This window comes from Anaerobacillus sp. QJM3NY_17, assembly GCF_056173665.1.
The window spans coordinates 4,318,377-4,334,948 of record NZ_CM149685.1; the positions used below are offsets into that span (position 1 = coordinate 4,318,377).

Below are 16,572 nucleotides of genomic sequence, written 5' to 3' on the forward strand. Positions count from 1 at the left end.
ATCCCCGTTAATAGATATCAGTGAAACGCAAATACCCTATTTAATTTTCTTTATGAAAACAACCTTAAGATAGTTTCCTTCACGAAACTCTTTAATCGTACGAAAATCTTCAGGTAGTGTAAATTCTTCTAGCAGCTCATATTTACCGTTCGTTTCTTTAAATGCCTGATCAACAAACCCTTTAAACTTCTTCATATCATAGCCGCTATAGTTCGTTGAAGCGACAATCACACCATTATCTTCCGTAATTGAAATCGCATCTTTCAACAGATCTTTATAATCTTTAGCAGCACTAAATGTATGTTTCTTAGAACGTGCAAAGCTTGGAGGATCAAGAACCACCATATCAAAAGATAAATTCTTTTTAACGGCGTACTTAAAATATTTAAATACATCCATCACGAGGATGTTTTGTTCTTCATAATCAATGTCGTTAACGCTAAACTGCTCGATCGTCTTATTCAAGCTTCGATTAGCAAGATCAACGCTTGTAGTACCCGTCGCGCCACCTTCAACCGCAAATACCGAGAAAGCACCTGTGTAGGAGAACGTATTTAATACTGTTTTCCCCTTCGCGTATTGATCACGGATTAACTTTCGAACAGGGCGCTGATCAAGAAATACTCCAACCATGGCACCTTCATTTAAATACACAGCAAAGTTCACACCATTTTCTTTCACAATTAGCGGGAATTCGCCGCGTTCTCCTTCAACAAAATCATCATCTTCTACATATTGACCTTTCGCGTCAAAGCGTTTCTTCTCATAGATACCTTTAAAATCCACAAGCTGTTTTAACGCCTCTACTACAACATTTTTAAACGAATATATCCCTTCACTGTACCAGTTAATAAGATAATAACCGTCGAAATAATCGATGGTTACGCCTCCCAGGCCATCTCCCTCCCCATTCACCACACGAAATGCCGTTGTTGTTGGATCTTCAAAGAACGAAGTACGATGACGAAGGGCTTGCTGGATTTTCCTCACAAAAAAGTCCTGATCAATTGCTTCTTGTTCATTTTGTGAGAGCACCCAGCCATACCCCTTGTTTTGCCTTCCATAATAGCCTCTTGCAATAAACTGACCTTTCTCATCTTCTAGTCTTAGAATCGTCCCTTCTTCTTTCAAGACGTCTGCATTCTCAATCGCTTCCTTGAATATAAGGGGATATCCTTTAAAAAATTTCTTTTGATGCTTTGCTTGCACCTGCACGCTTCGTTCGTTCCTCATCGTGTCATCCTAACTTTTCGAGTTTTTTTATCTGCTTGCATTATATCACGTAACCTACCTGCTCCATAAACCGAACTTCCCTCTGGATAATTGGATCGATTCATTCAGAAACTAACGACGAAAGGTGGTGATGAATGGTGAAAACGAAAACAGGAACGGATATTGAGACAGTGAAACGTCTTAATGCAAATTCAGGGCTTACCTATAACCAGGCAAAAGAAATGTTGGCTAAAAAGATGAAGAAAGAAAAGAGTTAATTTCATTGAAACCGTGAAATGAGACGAATCATGCGCTTATCGTTTACAATAAGCTGGTGCTTTACTAACGCATCAGGAGGGTTTTAATGAACGAGAAAACAACTTCAAGCTATTTCAAAACCATTCTTCTTTTAAGTGTGGCGGTCTGGCTTGTTGTCATGAATACAACAATGTTTAATGTTGCTTTACCAAATGTATTAACTGAATTTAACCTTTCCCCTGCAGATGGCGCCTGGATTGTGTCTGGATACTCCATTATCCTCGCAATTTTCACGATTACGTATACTCGTCTATCGGATTATCTACCGATCAGACGCCTCTTAATTGCAGGGATTGTCATATTTGGACTCGGATCAGTTCTTGGCTTCTTTTCAGAGACATTTCCACTACTATTAGCTGCACGTCTTTTACAAGCAACCGGAGCAGCTGCAATTCCTGGACTATCTATGGTGTTTGCGGGACGATTCATTCCATTTTCAAGTCGCGGACGGGCGATGGCCATGATTGCTTCAGCATCATCTCTCGGGTTCGGACTTGGCCCTGTTGTTGGGGGCGTCGTAACGGAGTATCTTGATTGGAATTATCTTTTCACTGTAACTTTATTTGTAGTTTTACTCATACCAATTCTCTTTCGTCGTCTTCCGGAAGAGGAGGTTCGTAAAGGAAGCTTTGACATTATAGGAGGACTATTGACAGGGGCTACTGTTACAAGCTTTCTACTCTATATTTCAACTTTTAATTGGCTGTTTTTAGCTCTGGGCATTATCGTAGGCGGACTCCTCTGGCTTCGAATTACAAGAACAGATATTCCTTTTATTCAACCGTCTCTTTTTAAAAACAAAGGATATCGAAAGCTATTGTATATGAGCTATCTTGGGTTCACAACCCACTTTGCCATTTTACTTCTTATGCCACTCATGCTTCAGAACGTTTATGAAAAAGGACCTTCTGTCGTAGGGTATATTATTTTTCCAGGCGCCATGCTTTCAGCAGTTGCCGCTATTTATGTTGGAAGACTACTTGATCGATACGGAAACATGAAAGTGATTTATCTTGCTCACGGTCTGCTTCTCATCTCCACCGTGATTTTCTACTTCCTATCACCTCTAAATGAATACATGATTATGATTGGCTATATGTTCACAAGTTTCGGCTTCTCAAGCCTTTCATCTAGTACAACGAACGAGGTGTCGCGCATTCTTCCTTCTGAAGAGATCGCCACTGGCATTGGTATGAAACAGCTCATACAATTTGTTGGGAGCGCCTCAGGATCTGTAGCTGGTGGGATCATGCTTGAACTTAACGGATTAACATATAGTACAGAATCATTCCAGCTAACGTATATCTTCTTATTTATCTTAATGGCACTATCAGCCATCATCATGTGGATATACGCCCGCAAATTGAAAACCTCAGTATAGATCATCTAAGCACTAGGAGACTAAATAACCCACCTCATGATGAGGTGGGTTATTGATTCGACAGGAATCGGGGAGTGCCTGTCACTCGCTATGTTTCAATCCCTTATTCCAAATAAGCGGTAAGATAAACGCAAGAACAAGGAGATACGCCCAGGTACCGAATGGAACTTTGGTTAGTATGAAGTGTACGACCCAGAATACAGGGATCAATAACGCAAACGGGATAGTCTTCCAACCATCACTTTGCCCGGCTGATTCAAAAGGCTCCGAAAAAGGAAGCGTGCCTTTCAATATTCGAAAACAAATGACGCTATAAATAAGAGCGATTAAGCATACGATGATCAAATCTGGAATAATTCGAAAACCGAATAAAAAGGTATAAATCGCACTGATAGCCACAAACACAGGTGCAAATAGGCGAAGTAGAAAAGCCTTTAACGTACCCTTAATAATCACGCCAGAATTTTGTATAGGTGTGACATGATAAATCCATGACCCTTTACTTTTACTCGAATATTGAAGCATGATCACTATTCCCGGAACCATCATCATGCTCGCATAAATCGTTAAATAGGAGTTACCTGAAGTAAGGGCTTCAAATGACTGCCCAGCAGAATAGCTATTATACAGAAAAACAAAAGGAAAGATCATAGCAAACCCAAGAGAAGGATAGATCTTCAGTTTTAAATCACGTTCATTCTTTAGCATTCTCCCCGCAAATTGATAAAACGCATGCTCTTCTCTGCTTCGCGTGATAAATGAAGCCAAATGTTCCATTCCCTTAAATGTCTTCTTTTTCGATGGGCCAGTCTGATCGATGAGCTTAAGAAGGTTCTTCTCAAACGTAGGTAACAATGATAAATATAGCCACAGAGCGATTAGTGGTATCAAAATAGCTAATGCGATAAAGATATAGTAATAAGCTCCGTTAGCCCCATTCAACACTACAGCAAACGGTGCGCCAAACCAAACTGGCGGTAAAAGGAGATTCCACCATGTTGGTGAAAAGCCTACCTGTAATCCCGCAAATTCAAAAGCACGAGCAAGTACTTGATAACCGACTACGATGGTGATCGATAACCCTATTTGCACATAATTAATGACATCTCTTAAGCGTTCTCCGCCAAAAAATTTTAAGATGATGTAATACAGCAGCGCTGTCAGCGCCACAATTAACAAATCACTAAAAAACACTGTAACGACAAATAACACTCCAAATAAAATTCCATACTGCACAGTTCCTACAATAAGTGGAACAACAACAATCGCAGCCGTTAAGAAAAATAAATATATCGTAACGTGGACAGCCCGTGCTGCACTAATCGTTCGACGATCGACAGGTCTTGTGCCAATAACCGTTTGGTCTCGAACGTCTAAAAGAACAGAAGAGAAATCTGAGATCATCGCCGTCATAATTAAAAACATTAAAACACCGAAAATCAAGCTCATCTGAAACATAAAATTGTCACCAAAAAACAGGATCGGAATCAACGTTAGCCCAATAAAAGCATAAAACCAGAGTGATTTAAGAAACTGGTTGGAATCTTTCTTTTTGTTCCCACTCATGTTCTGGCTCATTATCGTAGTAGGGCGTCTCCCATCCATCGTTAGCTTTACCTGAAGTATTCGACGCAAGGTTGGATAATCAATATCCAGCCGCTCAAATAGGAACCGAAAGAGGTCAAGAATCTTTAGTGTTGGAAAGTTCTTCATACATCTTCACGCTGCACGATTTGCACAAAATCTCCCGCAAGATTTTGATGCTCATTAAAACCTGTTAATTGATTAAATATCTCCTCAAGTGAGCCCTCTTTATTTTTTTGACGAAGCTGTTCAAAGCTTCCATCCGCAACAATCTTGCCATCATTTAGAAGGAGAATACGGCTACTAATTTTCTGAACGACCTCCATAATGTGTGAAGAGTAGAAAATCGTTTTCCCCTGAGCCGCAAGCTGAGCAAGGATTTCTTTAAATACCATGACACTATTCGCATCAAGACCATTGATCGGTTCATCGAGAAAAAGAATATCAGGGTCATGAAGCAAGCTAGAAATCAGTAAGACTTTTTGCTTCATACCTTTTGAGTAGGATGAAATACGAGATTCATAAACGTCTTCAAGCTCAAACACTCTCATCAGCAATCTAGCTTTATATTCCGCTGTATCAGCATCTAATCCGTAGAGTTCACCTGTAAACGTTAGGTACTCCTGGGCAGATAAGTTATCATAAAGGTCCGCCGATTCTGGAACATACCCGATTCTCTTTTTATAATCAACGCTATTCTTTTTAATATTTTCTCCAAATATCTCAACTTCACCAGCGTAAGTAGCTTCTAATCCGAGCATGATTTTAACAGTGGTACTCTTACCAGCCCCATTCGGACCAATGTAACCAATAATTTGCCCTTCATAAACATCAAGATCAATATTATCTAGAACGAGCTTTTCTCCGTACCACTTCGTCAATCCTTTCAAAGAAAGTACTTTTCCCGGTCCGTGTTCCATACAATCCCCTCCATATGTAAACTTCTACTTATTTCTACGAAACGTACGATAAAAGGTTTCATCCTGTCCACAAACCCTTTAGGTAGTATAATCAGGTCCTTTCACACCGAAAATTCATTTCGTCAAAAAAAAGACGATGATACTCACATCGTCTTTTTGAGCTATTCGCCCTCTCTACTTAACATTCGATTGGCCTTCTTTGTCAGCCCATAGCCTTTGGAGATCTTAAGCAGCAAGCCGTCTTTCTCCATGTATTTGATCCCTTTGACAACATGTTTTTCTTGCCAATTCTGTAAAAGACCGAACACCTCATTTTCATGTAGTCTTTGTGCTCGTATCGCATTTGTTGCTTGTCCGGTAAAGACTTTTGAGAGCACATGAAGTGGCTCATTTTCATGCCCGATAATGAAGTGAAGCAATAACTTCATCTCGCCAATTGTCATCGTATGTTGCTTTACATTCATGTACTCTTCCTCATTCGAAGGGACATTTTGACTGATTGACTTTACTTTTTCCAGGTAGTCTCGAACAAAGGTGATTTCTCTTTGATCCAAATCCGGAAAAACTGTCCGAGGCTTAAAAGGTGCTATGGTATCGGTTAATACATGGGAAAACCAAATAAGTGGTGAGCCTGCTCGATCTTCTGGCAGTCTCACGCTTTTGAGCTGCTGATAAACCGTAACCGTAGATGGCGCTTCAAATAAAGCAAGTTCTTCTTCTGATAAAGTATGCTGAACTTGTAGCACTTCAGCATAAAGCGGTGCATACGGCTTGAATGCTTGAATCGCTTGAGACACTTCCTCTATTTTTTCTACTAAACGTGGAGTCTTGTCTACCATTTCATTGAATTGTCGTTCAATCGTTCCGATACGTTTCTTCGCACGGTCAATGTCAATTTCCTCGTTAAAATGGACAAGGTTTTCCTCTATATCATAATAAATCGCATATCCGCAGGCCTCACAATAAAATTCAACATCACCACTAGAAGGGTGAAGCATCATCTTCTTCTCATGATGACAAACTCCCTTTTCGGTCCATAACCATTCATCTGGAACTTCGCGGTAAGGTCTCATCACAATGTCGACTCGGTGTCGCCAGTAAGCAAGATCTTCAGGAGAATTTAAAAGGGAGATAAGAGGCGAGTGATTCATCCTTTCAACCGCTTTTACAACGTTTTCTTTCTCTCTAGCCAATTGAATAAACGGATGAAGTTGATACGCCTCTATAATGCGCTCTTCCCATTCTACACGAGACTTTTCAGCTAACTCCGCGCAAAAAAGGTAATCTCGAATAACCCGATCGAGATGACGATCAAGATCTTCCGTTGATAACTGTAAATAAAACTCTTGATAAGTAGAATTGTTATGGATGGGGAGGCCATGCATCGGTGAAAAAGTTTGCCACAATAATTGCTCTGGTTTGGTAAGATGTGGGTAAAGCTCATCTTCTTTATTTAAAGGAATAGGTAAAACGGCTTCGTTTTCCTTTTCAAGAAACGTTTGCAACTTCTGCTTCTCTTCCTGGATAAGAGCGCCAACCTTCCGTTTCACATGTTCGTGAAGACGATGAATCATGCCTTTTTGTACTTTCTGACCTACCGTTCTAATTCGTTTATTTTTCTTTCCCATTGGGACAAACGCAAACATCGGATAGGCATCAAAATGATAAGTATGATGTTCAACTGTCATTATGCAAAACCCGCTTTCTGTCTTTCAGCTGTTTATCCAACAGTATACGGCGGAATTTGGTATGGAAACAACCTTACAGCATGCAAAAAAACACATTCAGAGGAGGGATACATTTGTACGGCGCGGGGTATATAAAGAGAAAATAGAAACTGAGGAGCACTACATATGAAGAAACGATCATGGTATCGCAAAAAACGTTGGATGATATTCATTATATTTTTAGTTATTTATGTAGGCGTTATCACTTATCACCGCTTCAAGCCTTTACCTGAAGGCGTATCCTACGCAGGTGAAGTTCATCAAATAAATGATGAAGACATCGAGTTTCTTTTTGACTTAACTTACGACAAAAAGGAGAAAGAAGTTTATGATCATAGTATTTTTGATGAAATCAACAGTACGATTCAAGAAGCCGATGATTTCCTTATTTTAGACCTTTTCTTATTTAACGGATACACGGACGGGAAAAGAGATTATCCAAAAATCAGTGAAGACTTAGCGAATACAGTAGTTGAAGTAATGAAGGCGAAGCCTAACCTGAAGGTTGTCCTCATTAGCGATGAAGTGAACACAACATATGGATCTCACGAGGCTGACCAAATAAATAAAATTAAGGAAATGGGCGCCGAAGTTATTTTCACTGATCTTGATCGGCTGCGAGATCCAAACTTATTTTATTCAGGGCTTTGGAGAATGGGGATCACCTGGTTTGGGCAAGAAGGCAAAGGATGGCTTCCAAACCCAATGGCACCTTCAGCACCAAAAGTCACTGCACGATCTTATCTAGAATTGCTTAATGTGAAAGCGAACCATCGTAAAACGGTGACTACAGAAGATGCGGGTATTATCATGTCTGCAAATCCTCATGATGCGAGCGGTTTTCATTCTAACATTGCCTTTAAAGTGAAAGGCGAGATTCTAAATGACCTTATCGAAACTGAAAAAGCAGTTGCCGCCTATTCTGGAGGAAACGTATCGTCATTTCCAGACACTAAGTTGACCGATGAGAGTCCCGAGGCTGCTTCTAATGTTAAAGCTCAAATTGTGACAGAAAGTAAAATTCAGGATAGTGTTGTGACAGCTATTGATGATGCCAAAAAAGAAGAGCTGATCTATATTGGAATGTTTTATCTGGCAGACCGGGATATCGTTGATGCGCTTGTTGACGCAACCGAACGAGAGGTCGACGTACGTCTCGTACTAGATCCCAATCAAAATGCCTTTGGACAGCAAAAAATCGGCTTACCTAACCTTCCTGTGACAGCTGAGCTAGAGAAACAAGGAAGTGAGCATCTTACAATCCGCTGGTATGACACAAATAAAGAGCAATTTCACACAAAACTATTGTATATAAAAGGAAATAAAGAGAGCACAATCATCGGTGGATCAGGCAACTATACCTCTAGAAACCTGGATGATTACAATATGGAAACGAATATTCATTTAAAAGCACCTAACGATACTAAAGTCGTCCAGGATGTTGACCGCTATTTTGAGCGAATTTGGTCAAATAAAGATGGAACCTATACAGCTGACTACGAAAAATATCAAAACTCTCTTTCCCCCTATAAATATGTCATGTATATTCTTCAAAAATTATTCCAAGTAACCACATATTAACTATCATTAAAAATCCCCGGGAAAAATTTCCCGGGGATTTTTAGGTTACCTTGTTCTTCTTTTATTTCGCATTTTCTTTACAATCGGATAAATAATGGGACCGTATTTAATCGCTTTTTTAATCAAATTTCTCATAAAAGGATACCCTCCTCTAGTACTATCCTTTATTCCCGATTTCTTATTACCTAAACGAAAGATTAGAGGAGATTCAACGGACTGGAGAGAAATAGAAAATAACCAGATAATTAGGAGGACGATTTCTCTTATGATCAAACAGGTGAGCCAAATAGCGATTCCCGTCAAAAAGATGGAGCGAGCGGTCCAATTCTACAAAGAGCATTTGGAACTTAAATTATTATTTGAAACAAATCAGATGGCTTTTTTTGATTGTAATGGGCTGCGCTTGCTACTAAGTATTCCAGAGAAAGAAACTTTCGCACATGCAAGCTCAGTTCTTTATTTTGAAGTAAGTCATATTGAGAAAAGCTACGAACGTTTAATGAAGAATGGGGTGATTTTCATTAGTAAACCTCACCTAGTTGCGAAAACAGATGACGTTGAAACGTGGATGGCGTTTTTTGAAGATAGTGAGCAAAACACACATGCCATCATGAGTGAAGTGCTAACAAAATAAAGAAAGGATGCCGGTGGCATCCTTTCTTACTTGAGTTCTAAACCTTACTTAATCTTCATCTTTTACATCTGGATCTTCTGGAAGCGGCTCATTGGCTTCTTCTTCTAATTGTCTCTTCATTTTTTCCAGCTGTTCAAAATGAGTATTAAACTGCTCTTTATATAGCAAATATTGCTCACCATCAAAAATGGTGCGAACGCGCTTCTCTCGAATGAGCGTTTCGATATAGGATTCTGGTAAAGATAAATATTCTGCCGTTTCTTTAATAGTGAGGTACATGCGCCTGCCTCCAATATACGTCATTACGTCTCAAGTCTTATTCCAATTTAATACTCTAGATGATGTTTAGATGACTTGAACTACTATAAGATTACCATAGGGAATAGCATAACGACGGAAACTCGGGGAGGAAATATAGTGAGAAGTGGATTTATGGTCATTGTTGGGTTGCTTGCAGTAGGGGCGGTTTTATTAATTTTATTTGAAAACACCTCTCTTTTTGCACGAGGAAGTGATGAGAACAGCATTGAGTTAAGTGAAAGAATTAATCAAGTTAGTATTTTGACGCACAGCAGTGATATGAACATAGTCACTGAATCACGTGATGATGTGAAAGCAACCTTAAATGGTAGTGGAGAGCTTTCGGTGAGAAAGAAGGGAAATGCGATTGAAGTTGAAGTGAAGCGAAAGTGGTATAAGTTTTTTAACTTTAACGGGGGATCAGATGTTACTGTTTACCTCCCAGAAGACTTTAAACACGATCTCAAGCTTGAGGTTGGCTCAGGAAGTGTTGTCTTCAATAATGAAGAAAATCCTACCATTTTAAACGAAGTAGATATTGATATGAGTTCGGGTGATGTTGAACTTTCCAACCTTGAAACAAAAAGCTTCGAGCATGACGGCTCATCTGGTCGTCTTATCATTGATCGACTTTCAACCGAAAAGGGAAGCTTTGATATAAGTTCTGGAGACGTGATTTTAACCCATTATTCTGGCCCACTTGAGGGAGAAATGTCATCAGGTGACATGAAAGTTCAAATGGATCAGTTAACAGGGGATGTATCGTTTGACCTTAGTTCAGGTGATGTTGATTTGGACCTTCCGGACAATGCTGATTTCACATTGGATAGTGAGGCAAGCAGCGGGGACATCTCAACCAAATTCACTTTAGAAGAGCAGACGATTAGCAATAAGGAAATATCAGGAGTACATGGTTCAGGGAAGTATCACGTGAAGATATCCCTTTCAAGCGGAAGCGCCAGCGTTTATTAAAAAGGAACACCTGCTTTCCAATAGGATGGCAGGTTATTTTTGAGTTTTCAATGGAAAATAAACGATTTGGTTTACTCGTCGGTTACTATAACGGCATTTATCATTTCACATCACCAAATTATTTCCATGAAAATATTCCTTAACATGTTCTAGGTAATATTTATAGCCCTGCCTTCGTAATTATACTCGGTGGAACGCTCATTACCATTATAGGAATCTTGAGCATTCTCTTCATTCAGAAATCAGAAACAAAGCATAAAAAGCAAGCTTACAAAATACCTCGCTATAAAGAAAAAAACCACTTTTCAGCTCTACTGAAAGGGCGCCCTATGATGACCAATCCGATTGGTCACCACAGGGCGTAAATGAGTCTAATATCAACAACATTCAATTACATAGTCTTTAAAATAAGAGATTTTTTTGCTAAAAATCTTGATTGCCTTCGAGGAGCGGAATACGTGATTTGTATCTCTCAACCAATGCCTGATTCGATTCATCTGACCCGTCTACATTCCCGCTCTTAAACACAGGAGGAGTTATTCCCCGTTCAATCAACTGATGAATAGTTTCTACAGTAATACCGTTCAGGATCCCCATTCCTATAACGGTAGAGATTGAACCAAATGAGACTTGATTCTCTGTATCTTGAATCACCGCATCACCCACCTCAACATGGTTATCAATCACTTGATCTACTACATCGTACAAGTACTTTCCTTCTTTGTGACGAGATGATTGTCCATTTGAAGCTTTTCGTGAGGTTAAGCCGATAACGTACGCTCCTCTTTCTTTACTAAGAAGGGCAACATCAATCGGAACCGGGTTACGACCTGACGTCGATACAACGATCACTACATCGCCTTTTTGAATATCCTGGTCCGCCATGAATTCCCGGGCTAATCCATTCGTTCGCTCTAGAGCAGAAGATCTCGTTCCGCCTCTATGGAGCATTAAGTCTTCAATAAAAATAGGACGAACTGGCACAAGCCCACCTGCACGGTAAAAAACTTCTTCCGCCATCATGTGAGAATGTCCACATCCAAATACATGAATGATTTTTCCGTTTTCGATGCTATCAGCTAGAGCGACTGCTGCTCGCTCCATAGAAACGGCTTCTTTCTCTTCAATTACTTGAAGGGATGTTCTAATTTTGTTGAAGTAATCATGAAACAAATGAACGCCTCCTCAATGAAATTAACGCTTAAGTGTAATCATAAATTTATACCGATCTGCTCTGTACGAAGACTTCACTACTTCAAGCGGTGTATCATCCGCTAGTTTCGTATTCCTCTGAATGAGCAGTATCGGTGCTCCTTTTTGTATATTTAGGTATTCTGCCTCCTGCTGAGTTGCTACAGAAGACTCTAACACTTGGGTCGCTTCCTCAATCTTGATCGCTAGCTGATTTTCAATGTGATGATATAAAGAGTGCTGTACAGTTTCTTCCGTCAACCCTTTTACAAGGTTAGCCGAGATGTACGTCTTCTCAAGTGCCATTGGGATACCATCAGCAAGTCTGACCCGTTTAATTTCGTAAACAGGTGCGTGATCCTGTATTTTTAACTGCTCCGATATATAAGGTGGAGCAGGTACAATTTCAAACCCTACTAGTTTACTACTTGGTTCCATGCCACGTGATTTCATATCTTCGGTAAAACTTGTTAACCCCATCAGCTGTTGCTCAATTTTTTTCTCAGCAACAAAGGTACCTACTCCCTTTTGTCGATAGAGGTAACCCTCATTAACCAGCTCTGTAATGGCCTGTCTTACTGTCATGCGACTAATGCCAAAGCGCTCTGCATATTCTCGCTCGGATGGAAGCGAATCTCCTGGGGTTAACTCGCCTCTTTCAATCAGTCCTTTTATCCACTCAACTAACTGATAATAAATAGGTAATGGGGACGTCTTATCAATCATCGGAAATAACTCCTTTCAGCGCACTGTTACGCCTGATAACGCTTTTTTATCAGCAATAATTGTAACATGAGAATGCCTGTTTAACACCGATGCAGGAAAGGATTCGTCCACTTCACCTTCAACCAATTTCCTCATTGCCTCGTTCTTTGCTTCACCAGCAACAAGTAGCAAAATCTCTTTGCTTTTCATAATGGTTGCAATCCCCATCGTAATAGCTTCATGTGGTACTTCGTTAATATCGTGAAAAAAACGAGCGTTGGCTTCTCTAGTAGATTGAGCTAGCTGAACTATTTGTGTTGTAGCTTCAAAAGAAGTCCCAGGCTCATTAAATCCGATATGCCCGTTACTACCCATTCCGAGTAGTTGCACATCAATTCCACCTGACTCTTTAATGCTTTCTTCATATGTTTTACATTCATCATTAAGATCAATCGCCGTACCATTTGGAAGATGTATATTCGCACTTGGAATATCGATTTTCCCAAAAAGTTTCTCATACATGAAAGCATGGTAGCTGTTCGGATTATCAGCTGAAAAACCGACATATTCATCAAGGTTATAAGTAGTAATCTCCTTGTAGGTAGTATGATTTCGTTGATGATCCTGAATTAAATGCTTATAAGTCCCTTGCGGAGTTCCTCCAGTCGCAAGTCCCAAAACCATACTTGGATGTGTATGAATTTTATCAATAAGATAATTCGCTGCCAGTTCACTCATATGCTCATAGTCATGTGCTTCAATGATTCTCATTTTCTACATCTCCTTTATTCGTATATGCAAGATGTCCATTACAAAATGTCATCATTACTTCTCCATCATTGGATCGTAAGAAAAAGTCTGCGTCTTTTCCCACGGCAAGGCTTCCTTTTCGATCAAAAACACCAAGCTGTTTCGCAGGATTTTCCGATGCCATTTTTATCGCGTTTTCAAGAGTACAGCCGGTAAAAGCCTGGATGTTAGCAAGTGCATCCTTCATTTTCAGCACACTACCTGCCAAAGTTCCATTATCTAATAGCGCTTTACCATCTTTCACTTCAACATCTTGTCCACCCAAATCATAGCGACCATTTTTTAGACATTTGGCTCTCATCGCATCGGTGATTAAAATCATCCCAGCATCTGATTTTTGAAAATAAGCTAACTTAATCATTTCAGGTCTCACATGATACCCATCTGCAATCACTTCTGTTTTCAATTGCTTACTTAACAGAGCAGCACCTGCTACACCCGGTTCACGATGATGGAGACCTCTCATCCCATTATAGAGGTGGGTAACGTGAGAGGCACCACATTCAACTGCCTTCATGACCTGCTCATATGAAGCATCGGAATGACCAATTGAAGCCACAATACCTCTTTCTGTTAAATATCGAACAAGTTCCATGCCACCTTCTATTTCAGGTGCCAGGGTAACTAGCTTAATCGTGTTGTTTGCTAGTTTATTCCACGTTTTAAATACATCCACATCTGGTTGCTGCATGGCATGTGGCGGCTGTGCACCTGCCCGCTTACTATTAAGGAATGGACCTTCTAAGTGAATGCCAAGTACTTCCGCATGTCCTGGTTGTTGTCTCTCCATTAAGTACTCGCCTGCATTCTGAATAGCACACTCAATCGCTTTTGCTTCCTGAGTAATAGTCGTTGCTAGAAAGCTCGTTGTTCCTTCAGCTGGAAGTGCTTTCGTAATAGTATCAAGCGCTTCAGTAGAAGCGTCCATCGTATCGGCTCCATTCACGCCATGAATATGGACATCAATCATTCCAGGAAGCACAGATACACTTTCATTAAACGAATAGACTTTTTCTTGTCCTGCTATAGTACGTTCATCTGTATGACCTATTTCAATAATTTTACCGTTATCGACTTTAAGATAGCCGTTTTGGATCGTTTGTTCTTCGCTATAAACTGTCACATGATCAATAACAAAACACGCTTCATTCACGATGAGACACTCCTTTTTTCGGTTCATCTTGTTATTAAAATCGTACCACCATTAAGTACAGTTGTCTATACCAGTATAAACCCAAATTCGTCCTGCACAAGGAAATTGGTATAGACAACTATATTTAGTGCTGTTATGATGAACATGACAATAAAACGTTTTCAAATTTCGAAAGGGGTTGAACGTAAATGCTCGGAGCTTTACAACGTATTGGTAAGTCCTTAATGCTACCAATTGCTGTACTTCCGGCTGCTGCCTTGCTATTGAGGTTAGGGCAGGATGACTTACTTGGTATTCCATTTGTAGCAGCAGCAGGGGGAGCCATATTTGATAATCTCGCACTTATCTTCGCAATAGGTGTAGCCATTGGATTTTCTAAAGACAGCAATGGTGCGGCCGGTCTAGCCGGTGCCATCGGTTATCTTGTTCTTACACAGGGAACTCAAGCAGTTAATGAGAATATTAATATGGCGATACTTGGAGGAATCCTTTCTGGTATTGTTGCAGGACTTCTTTATAATCGATTTCATGATATTAAACTTCCGACCTGGCTTGGTTTCTTTGGTGGACGACGCTTTGTCCCTATCGTCACAGCAACAGCAATGGTTATTCTAGCAGGGATATTTGGATTTGTTTGGCCTCCGATTCAAGAGGGCATTAATTCGATTGGACAATGGATTATCGATGCAGGAGCACTTGGTGTTGGTGCATTCGGATTCTTAAATCGACTACTTATTCCATTCGGACTACACCACGTCCTTAATAGTTTAGTTTGGTTTGTCTTTGGTGAATACAACGGTGCAACTGGAGACTTGAATCGATTCTTTGCAGAAGATCCAACTGCTGGTATATTTATGGCTGGTTTCTTCCCAATTATGATGTTCGGACTTCCTGCAGCGTGTTTTGCAATGATTGCAGCTGCTAAAAAGGATAGAAGAGCAGAAGTAAGCGGGATGTTAATCGGGATCGCATTTGCATCCTTCTTAACAGGGATTACTGAACCAATTGAATTTGCCTTTATGTTCTTATCACCATTATTGTATGGGATTCACGCTCTATTAACTGCCAGTTCGATGGTTCTGGCGTATGTGCTGGATATCCATCACGGCTTCGGTTTTTCTGCAGGAGCCATTGACTTTTTCCTAAATTACGGCTTGGCACAGAAGGCAGGTTTACTCCTTGTTATTGGGATCATTTACGGAGGAATCTATTTTGTTGTATTCTATTTCCTTATTAAAAAATTAAATCTCAAAACACCTGGACGTGAAGATGAAGACATGTCATATCCAACAAATGCACCAGCTACAAAAGAAGACAAATACGATGTAATGGCAGGTCACTTTATCCGCAGCATTGGTGGCATTGATAACATCTCATCTATTGATAATTGTACAACAAGACTCCGTTTACAAATGAATGACATGGCAAAAGTAGACGAAGCAGAATTAAAGCGTCACGGTGCTCGAGGTGTAGTGAAAGTTAACAACCGCAACTTGCAGATCATCGTAGGAACTGATGTGGAATTTGTTGCAGATGCAATGCGCGGAACAAATTCACATGCTTCTAAAGAGAGCAACGATACAACTATCAATCTTACAAAAACGCTAGCTGAGCAAGATTTCGTCATGCCAGTCAAAGGAAAAATTATTCCACTGCAGGAAGTTCCAGATGAAGTGTTTTCTGCAGGTATGATGGGGGATGGCTTCGCAATTCTTCCTGAAGACGGACATTTCGTTTCACCTGTTGATGGTGAGATTATAAGCATCTTCCCTACAAAGCATGCAATCGGCATTAAGTCGAATAGCGGCGTTGAGATATTGATCCATGTAGGAATTGATACCGTCAACTTAAAAGGAGAAGGCTTTACAACACTTGTAAACGAAGGGGATACAGTTAAGAGAGGCGATAAGCTTATGACGGTCGATTTAAGTAGCGTCAGACGTTCCGTACCTTCAGTTGCAACTCCAGTCATTTTCACGAATTTACAAAAGTTGAAAATCAAAAAATCCGGTAATATTAATCAAGGCGATAGTGGAATCATTTCGATTGATTAATCGCCAAAAACGAAGAAAGGCAGCGGATAT

The 16,572-nt window shown here is 40.1% G+C and carries 15 protein-coding genes; 6 read left to right on the forward strand and 9 right to left on the reverse strand.

Annotated elements, in window-relative coordinates; all coding sequences use genetic code 11:
- Window positions 1–36: 36 nt before the first annotated feature.
- Entirely contained in the window at window positions 37–1,233 is a 1,197-nt protein-coding gene (locus AC0VYV_RS22040) for a class I SAM-dependent rRNA methyltransferase (protein ID WP_475374318.1), read from the reverse strand.
- Between the two features lie 134 nt (window positions 1,234–1,367).
- Here AC0VYV_RS22040 and AC0VYV_RS22045 point away from each other — a divergent pair, with 134 nt between their 5' ends.
- Window positions 1,368–1,490: a hypothetical protein gene (locus AC0VYV_RS22045; protein WP_255622932.1), complete on the forward strand. Its 123-nt coding sequence runs from the start codon at window positions 1,368–1,370 to the stop codon at window positions 1,488–1,490.
- Between the two features lie 86 nt (window positions 1,491–1,576).
- Entirely contained in the window at window positions 1,577–2,911 is a 1,335-nt protein-coding gene (locus tag AC0VYV_RS22050; protein WP_430245443.1) for an MFS transporter, read from the forward strand.
- Window positions 2,912–2,992: 81 nt separating this feature from the next.
- On the opposite strand, the gene AC0VYV_RS22055 is transcribed toward AC0VYV_RS22050, so the two are convergent.
- The 3 genes from AC0VYV_RS22055 to AC0VYV_RS22065 all read right to left on the reverse strand — a co-directional run bounded on the left by AC0VYV_RS22055 (window position 2,993) and on the right by AC0VYV_RS22065 (window position 7,103).
- Complete coding sequence (locus AC0VYV_RS22055) at window positions 2,993–4,477, reverse strand: hypothetical protein (protein ID WP_475374319.1); 1,485 nt, start codon at window positions 4,475–4,477, stop codon at window positions 2,993–2,995.
- A 143-nt stretch (window positions 4,478–4,620) separates the two neighbouring features.
- On the reverse strand, window positions 4,621–5,415 hold the full coding sequence (locus AC0VYV_RS22060; protein WP_430245440.1) for an ABC transporter ATP-binding protein: 795 nt from the start codon (window positions 5,413–5,415) through the stop codon (window positions 4,621–4,623).
- A 161-nt stretch (window positions 5,416–5,576) separates the two neighbouring features.
- Window positions 5,577–7,103, reverse strand: coding sequence for an RQC-minor-2 family DNA-binding protein (locus AC0VYV_RS22065; protein WP_475374320.1), 1,527 nt, complete (start codon window positions 7,101–7,103; stop codon window positions 5,577–5,579).
- A 165-nt stretch (window positions 7,104–7,268) separates the two neighbouring features.
- On the opposite strand from AC0VYV_RS22065, the gene AC0VYV_RS22070 reads away from it, so the two are divergent.
- Both AC0VYV_RS22070 and AC0VYV_RS22075 read left to right on the forward strand, forming a co-directional pair.
- The gene (locus tag AC0VYV_RS22070) at window positions 7,269–8,723 is read left to right on the forward strand and encodes a phospholipase D family protein (protein ID WP_475374321.1); all 1,455 of its coding nucleotides are present in this window, start codon (window positions 7,269–7,271) and stop codon (window positions 8,721–8,723) included.
- Window positions 8,724–8,988: 265 nt separating this feature from the next.
- Window positions 8,989–9,357, forward strand: a complete 369-nt coding sequence (locus AC0VYV_RS22075) for a VOC family protein (protein ID WP_303532760.1) — start codon at window positions 8,989–8,991, stop codon at window positions 9,355–9,357.
- 48 nt (window positions 9,358–9,405) lie between these two features.
- On the opposite strand, the gene AC0VYV_RS22080 is transcribed toward AC0VYV_RS22075, so the two are convergent.
- Window positions 9,406–9,636: an excisionase family DNA-binding protein gene (locus AC0VYV_RS22080; protein WP_475373156.1), complete on the reverse strand. Its 231-nt coding sequence runs from the start codon at window positions 9,634–9,636 to the stop codon at window positions 9,406–9,408.
- A 138-nt stretch (window positions 9,637–9,774) separates the two neighbouring features.
- Here AC0VYV_RS22080 and liaG point away from each other — a divergent pair, with 138 nt between their 5' ends.
- Window positions 9,775–10,629, forward strand: a complete 855-nt coding sequence (liaG, locus tag AC0VYV_RS22085; RefSeq protein WP_475366257.1) for a LiaG family protein — start codon at window positions 9,775–9,777, stop codon at window positions 10,627–10,629.
- A 423-nt stretch (window positions 10,630–11,052) separates the two neighbouring features.
- Here liaG and AC0VYV_RS22090 read toward each other — a convergent pair whose 3' ends face one another.
- Genes AC0VYV_RS22090 through nagA form a run of 4 tightly spaced genes read right to left on the reverse strand, consistent with a single transcriptional unit; the run spans window position 11,053 to window position 14,491 of the window.
- A complete protein-coding gene (locus tag AC0VYV_RS22090) occupies window positions 11,053–11,802 on the reverse strand; it encodes an SIS domain-containing protein (protein ID WP_475374322.1) in 750 nt (249 codons plus the stop codon).
- Between the two features lie 21 nt (window positions 11,803–11,823).
- Complete coding sequence (locus tag AC0VYV_RS22095; RefSeq protein ID WP_194218185.1) at window positions 11,824–12,546, reverse strand: GntR family transcriptional regulator; 723 nt, start codon at window positions 12,544–12,546, stop codon at window positions 11,824–11,826.
- Window positions 12,547–12,561: 15 nt separating this feature from the next.
- The gene (nagB, locus tag AC0VYV_RS22100) at window positions 12,562–13,296 is read right to left on the reverse strand and encodes a glucosamine-6-phosphate deaminase (protein WP_475374323.1); all 735 of its coding nucleotides are present in this window, start codon (window positions 13,294–13,296) and stop codon (window positions 12,562–12,564) included.
- On the reverse strand, window positions 13,283–14,491 hold the full coding sequence (gene nagA, locus AC0VYV_RS22105) for an N-acetylglucosamine-6-phosphate deacetylase (RefSeq protein WP_475374913.1): 1,209 nt from the start codon (window positions 14,489–14,491) through the stop codon (window positions 13,283–13,285). Before nagA ends, nagB begins: the two co-directional genes overlap by 14 nt.
- Window positions 14,492–14,676: 185 nt before the next feature.
- On the opposite strand from nagA, the gene nagE reads away from it, so the two are divergent.
- On the forward strand, window positions 14,677–16,542 hold the full coding sequence (gene nagE, locus AC0VYV_RS22110; protein ID WP_475374324.1) for an N-acetylglucosamine-specific PTS transporter subunit IIBC: 1,866 nt from the start codon (window positions 14,677–14,679) through the stop codon (window positions 16,540–16,542).
- Window positions 16,543–16,572: the final 30 nt, after the last annotated feature.